5 protein-coding genes are annotated in these 6,521 nt (G+C 36.0%); 4 read left to right on the forward strand and 1 reads right to left on the reverse strand.

Going from position 1 to position 6,521, the window contains the following annotated elements; all coding sequences use genetic code 11:
* The 4 genes from AACU59_RS02285 to AACU59_RS02300 form a co-directional block, all read left to right on the forward strand.
* Nucleotides 1–1,140, forward strand: a 1,140-nt coding sequence (locus AACU59_RS02285; protein ID WP_237666608.1) for a site-specific integrase, incomplete at its 5' end; no start/stop codon positions are given.
* A complete protein-coding gene (locus tag AACU59_RS02290) occupies nt 1,115–2,758 on the forward strand; it encodes a hypothetical protein (protein WP_161437699.1) in 1,644 nt (547 codons plus the stop codon). The genes AACU59_RS02285 and AACU59_RS02290, both read left to right, overlap by 26 nt.
* Complete coding sequence (locus tag AACU59_RS02295) at nt 2,751–5,024, forward strand: hypothetical protein (RefSeq protein ID WP_161437700.1); 2,274 nt, start codon at nt 2,751–2,753, stop codon at nt 5,022–5,024. The genes AACU59_RS02290 and AACU59_RS02295 overlap by 8 nt, the downstream gene beginning before the upstream one ends.
* A 3-nt stretch (nt 5,025–5,027) precedes the next feature.
* Complete coding sequence (locus AACU59_RS02300) at nt 5,028–5,429, forward strand: hypothetical protein (protein WP_161437701.1); 402 nt, start codon at nt 5,028–5,030, stop codon at nt 5,427–5,429.
* Nucleotides 5,430–5,840: 411 nt separating this feature from the next.
* Here the strand turns inward: AACU59_RS02300 and AACU59_RS02305 are convergent.
* Nucleotides 5,841–6,521 (reverse strand): DUF3732 domain-containing protein (locus AACU59_RS02305; RefSeq protein WP_161437702.1); only part of this gene is annotated, 681 nt, incomplete at its 5' end.

Consider the following 6,521-nt stretch of genomic DNA (forward strand, 5'->3'; position numbering starts at 1 on the left):
ACATACGCAAAAATCCTACTATTCATCTATAGATACTTTTGTTCAAAAAATATTGATTTGGCGCAGAGAGTTTCCGATGGAAAATACTTATCAAAAGAAGAGTATTCGGATTTTAAGCGGAATTGCATGTTTAAGTCTGATTTAAATTCAGATGATAATAATGTTGTTAGCTTTGCATATTATTCTGATAAGCAATTAAGTAATTTAATTCACTCAACAAAAAACACTGAGGCTAGAGTATCTGCTAATACTGCTAAGCTTCGTCTTAAACAATTCATAACTTATGTTGAATACCTATACAACACATTCCATTTTGCAAATAATCCTTTAGAATCTATTTCTATTGCATTTTCTGATCTCAAACGAACTGTTAAAGCCGATATTAGAAAAATTAAAGAGCAAAACAATGAGGTAAACGATCCGTATGAATCTGCCATTCCCGATGATATATACTTCAAAATGCTGGAAATTATTAAACCATGGTCGAATGAAAACCCTTTCAAGGGATCACGCCTCCGTAATCAGCTTATCATATTGCTTTTCAATGATACTGGTATACGTGAAGGTGCATTAGCCAAATTAAAGATTAGTGATATAAAAATGGATTGGTCAAAGCCCCATATTTTAATTACTCGGACACCAAACGATCCTACTGACCAAAGAAAAAAGAAGCCATCGCAAAAAACTAAAGCACATGCATCTGCAATAAGTAAGAATACACTTAAGTTGCTCAAAAATTACATTGAAAATGAACGAAGTAAATTCTCAGAAGCATCATTACATGACTTTGTTTTTATTTCTGAGAAAGGAAAATGTGCAGGCAAGCCTTTAACACTAAATTCAATATATAAAGTGGTTGGAAAATTATCCAATACATTGAAATTTCATCTTTACCCACATTTATTTAGATATAAATGGAACGAGATCTTTGATACTAATGCGACCAAGATGGGCTACACGGCGGAGCAAATTGAAGATATTCGAAAATATGCTATGAGTTGGTCTGAGGACAGCAAAATGGCGGCTATATATAATGATTTTAAGCTTGCTCTCAAAGCACAAGAACTATCTGAAATACGGCAAGGTGGTTTTATTAACCTCACAGGAGGTTCTGATGATAACGAAAGATCAGATCAATGAGTTAAAAGGGCGCTACCAAGGCCAGATTATTTACCGAGCGAGAAACAACTCTTATATCTTTGATATATTTGATGATAGATGGCAACTTGACACAAAAGACTATCTTTGTCTTGAATGGATGTATACGTGCAATTTTGATGAACAAACATTTATAGATATCCGTGAACTATTGGCATTTTCAGCACAAACACTTTGTCCTAATACGGTAAAAAACCATATACACACTTTAAAAAAAGTCAACGGCAGCTTGACTATAAATAGCTTGAAATTGATTTGGCCAAACCTTAAAGAAACTGACAAAAAGAAATTCAAGCATGCTATTACCAAAGGGGTAGAAGCAGAAATCTCTCGTTTTATGGAGTTAGCTAGGTTCACGTCAAATCAAAAAGTAGAATACAAGCGAGCTATCTTCGACCCTGAAAAAGGAACATACACCGACTTCGAATATAAATCGATAAAGGATGCCTTTCGCTTTGCGACAGACACACAGCTTTACAAACTACAAAAAAACGTATTGACTCCTTCTAAACTCAATCAATTTGGTATACTGATTGCCTGTCAGCTAATGAATGCGCTTGTCAGACGTCCTTCCCAGCTAAGAATGATGAAATGGTCTGATTTTCTTCCCATTGGCGAACGTTTCAGTGATCAACGTGTGAATGAAACTAACCCAATAGAAGAGCCTCTCTTTAGCGATGTTGAAAAACTACATGTACGAACTTTTAAGGGAAAGGAAGGAACATTTCGCGGCTTTGCTGAAACCACATCACATATACTAATCCCAGAATTATCAACACTCGTACTGCTATATCGAAAAAATTACGAAAAAACGCTGACATTAAAGCTTGAAGAAAAAGGTATAAAGCTGTCTAAAGTAGAAATTAATACCATAATGTTGCGCTGTCCGATATTTTTTGATCAGTCTTTATTCTCCGCACCATTTCGATCTAAATCTGAATTATTCAAAGCCATCGGTTCAAACTCAGATGCATTTCATAAATTAGCGTCAACTTTGAGAACAAATATTCAGAAATACACTCAAAAATTAAATTTTAATAGTGAACGTATAGATAGTGATAACCTTAAGTTTAACAACAATAGAATACGTCACTTTGTACTTACGCAAGGGGCGATTAACGGTTTATCTTCACCTTATCTCGCGAAGATTACTGGCGTGACTGAGCAAGCTGTAAAACCTTACATCGACTTGTCATTTGATGCAAGGTTAGACATTGATGAAAAAATGGCTAAAAATCAAATACTTAATAGGTTTGGGCAAGTTTCTGTACAAGACATACAGCGCCAAGAGGGATTTGTTGTTAAAGATGAGTTTGATACCGAAATTGGTATTCTGAACAACCATATAAGTTGTACTAGTTGTAAGTCAAAACTCGGAGCGCCTCTAGGTTGCTATCCTTGCGACAACTTTAGACCACATCAAGAGGCTGATCATCAGCGTTATTTGGAAAAAGCCATACATAAGTATGAGATAAACAAAGCGATGGACGCTGATAAGGCAACGCTAAAAAGATTAAGAACTATTATTCTCTATATTCAAGCTACAATCGAAACGTGCGAGGAACTCAATATCGCTGAAAAAGGGGTATTAGATGTCTAGTTTGAATAGATACATTAACAATCAAATTAATCACATAAAAGCCTTACAACAGTTACCATTAGTTGGGTTGACGAATCAACTAGGAGAAACTGCTAGTTGGCAGGATGCTGCTTGGCGATTTAATACTCCGCAGGGTAAAATCCATTACTATTTTATAAATAGCTCCGTTAAGTCTCCTAGCTTTAGTAAAAGGTATTCATCATCTCAATTACTTGAGTCACATCTTCGACATTTAGTGATGGCGTATACCATCACTGTAAACGCTTATAATGCATCTAATACTCACAAAATAGCCTTGCAACTAGCTGCAAGACAATTTTTGGGATTACTTGATGATAACCCTGCAAATCTGAATACAAACTCTTTAGCAATAATAGTTAATAAATTAGGTTCTCCAGAAAAGTTTACACAGTTTGGCAAGTGGCTTAAAGATAACGCTTTTATTCCTTCAACCATAAAACTGCCTTCCTTCAAAACAAAAAAGCTGGTTGGTAGCGAGATCATCGATCACAGAAAAAGACTATTACCAGATAGCAAAGTATTGATGGCTCTAGGGGCTATCACTTATGACACCATTTCACCAGAACCTAAAAGTTGGGATACTCATCCTCTTAAATCACAGCGTGATGCTTTTGTCTGTGCGATGGCGGCATTGGCTATGGGGTCACCGAATAGAGTAGATGCTGAGCAGACTGTTTTAGCCAAACAGACATTGAAAAAAGTATCTCATAAAACTTTGAAAGGAAGTGATAGAAACGTACATTACTTAAACTGGCAAGGTTCAAAAGGCTATGAAGATTATAACAATCATATTCTCAATAGCATGGCAGAGCCTATTAATCGTTGTTTAAATTATTTCAATAAAATTTGTGAGCCAGGCCGAGTCCTAGCGCGATTTTATGAAAATCCAACTCAAGCTCTAAGTAAACTACTTGGTGATTTTACTCCCTCAAAAGAACTGCTCCTCAAAGCAAAAGTAGAGTTAGATAAACCTATCCATTTGATAAATCTGGGTTTTATATTAGGTTTTTACGACCATATTGATGGAAAAGTCGCAGTTAGCCAAAGCACAAACGGGGCTAAAAGGAGTAAACATGCGACCTATTACCATAAGGACATATCACAATTACAAATAGAAGATGAGTTAATAATTTCAGAAAAACTCAGTATCCATATACTCGGGATAACTTTACAAAAAAAACACATCAGTCAGATATTCGGTCGTAAAGTTGTCTCTGTGCAAGATTTTCAAAATAAATGGATAGAACATATTTACAAGAACATTCCAAGCTTCCCTACAGGTCATAACAACAGCAAGCGCGGAAAAATTAAATACAAACATGCACTCTTTTGCTTCACGGGTAAACAAATTTATACTTCAAAACCAACATATAGTGCAGCTGGGAGTTTTTATGGACTAGCCCCCTTAACAGCATTAGGTGAAATATTCTCAACTGAGCTACAAAATAATCAAAAAGGAAAATTGAAAAGTACGATCTTCACTAGGCATAGATTTTCCGATGATTTCTATATTACACCGAATCAGTTTCGTCATTGGATGGACGACACTGCTGAGCGTCATGGCGTACCGCATGCCATCATCAACCTGTGGTCGGGACGCAAGTCCCCTGAACAGCTTTTACACTACACTCACCGCACTCATGCTGAAAGATCTAGTGAAATCTCCGACATATTGTTTAATGATTCAGATGAAGATATAAGTATCAAGGTTGTTTCACAGCAAGAGTATGATGAGCTAACGAAAACTGCCGCCGCCGCAACCGCAACAGGTTTTTGTACCCAGGATTTAGTTTATTCACCATGTGAATTTTTAAATGACTTTGTTACCCAGTGCCCACTATGCCCTGACTCTTGCCATGTCAATCGTGATGAAAAGGCGATTAAACTTCTTGAAAAAGACTTAACGGTACAAAACTTTCGCTTGAATGAAATCAAAAGTCGACAAAACTTTAGAACCAGCAAGGCCATGCAAAAATGGTTCGTCACGCATCAACGAAATACATCTATCCTTAAAGAGTTAATTGAACTCATGAAAAGTACCAACATCAAAGCGGGTTCACTTATTCGCCTATTAGTTCACAATCAGGAAATCCGAATTACTGATCTAGAGCATCGTATCGTTGAAAAGCGCATCTTGACACTCCCTGACCCAAACGAGGCACTTAGTAAGGCGCTTGAAGAAAAACAACCTGTACAACCCGATAATCCTTTGAACGATGCAATAGAAGCTTTAGGGTGGAAATAAATCATGGCCGCACCATCACTCAGTACGCAAAAAATACGTAAAATTGAAACTTTGATCCAAGCTTGGAAAACTAAACTAACTTGGCAACTCTTGATAGAGCGAATTGAAGCAGAGTTAAACATTAAAACGACTCGACAAACCCTCAACACCTATAACAGTATCAAAAGTGCCTATGATATTAAGAAGCAGGAACTAAGGGGTAAACCTACAAAAGAGTTCATTAAATTCACTAAATCAGATATCGATATTTACGAGCGAATAAATAAACTCGAAGCAGAGAATGAAGTGTTAAAGCGCAAAGTTGACAGTCAACTAGCGTTTATTCGACAAATTGGCTTTCAAGCAGAGAGTAACCCAGCACTTACTCAGTTATTGAATAAAATAAAGCAATCTACTGTTAAATAACGGGAAAATTGATGTGATATCACCAAACCAGATAAAAGCCTACTTTTAAATGTAGGCTTTTTAACTTTAGCATTGAAAAATTATGCCAATGACATTACTTGTTCAAGTAGTATTTGCACTACTTTTTTATGGTGTTTTGCTCGCTAAGGTTGGAGAAGCAACACGACAGCCTATATCAAATCTATTACTAGAAAAAATAGAGGCTGACCACTTCGAAGAGCTTGTTACATAGAAGATTTCAATTCTGCAACCTTCTCGTCCGATAACTGAGACGACAAGACTATTCGCCCCTTAATTTTGCTTTGAGTCCAACACATAGGGAACGAATATCACCTTGTACAATTTTCATTCTTAACAAAAACTGTTCTATAAAGTTATTAAAGATAGAAATCCTTGAGAGGCTCCTCTTGGTCAATCACACTCTATAAAACCTCTAGAGCGCCATCGAGCTTGAACATAATCTTCAAACTTCCTTTCACCACTTAATTCAAGATTATCCGCATGATCTATTATGACGATCTGTGGTTCTATACCAAATTCATTGCTCATATTTTCACAAAACGAGATTATTTCGTTAAAAAATGTTTCAACACTATTTATATCATGATCAATTTTATCGCTAACATCGTTACTCCCTACCATATTACTTGCGTTAAATGTTTCATCATTATCTGACGTCACATTAGGAAAATAGACCTGTGTAGGTTGATCAATAAAAAGAATAGGAGGTATTGAACAAGTATCCTTTAACTTACAAAACAATGCTTGAAAACTTAAAAACAACGCTAAGTGCGTATATAACCAGTTCGCTCCACTCCCCATAGAACGTAGAAAAATCTTCTTATTCTTTTCATCTCTCGGCTCATGCCAGATGTCAAACGTTTTCAAAGAGAAGTTAAGATTGATTGGCTTGTAATCACTTTCAAAGTCAAACTTGTCACCTATGTCGTTCATGGTCTTTTGAATAAAGCTTTCAATATCTTTAACTACTTCGTCAAGATTGTAAGATTTAATTTGTTGTTCGGTTGTTTTTATAACTCTTTTCAATTCTAATATTTGTTCATCTAGTGAGTCTTTAGTATTAGTTTCTAT

Source organism: Vibrio sp. V23_P3S9T160, from assembly GCF_963886625.1.
GTDB classification, from domain to species: Bacteria; Pseudomonadota; Gammaproteobacteria; order Enterobacterales; family Vibrionaceae; genus Vibrio; species Vibrio anguillarum.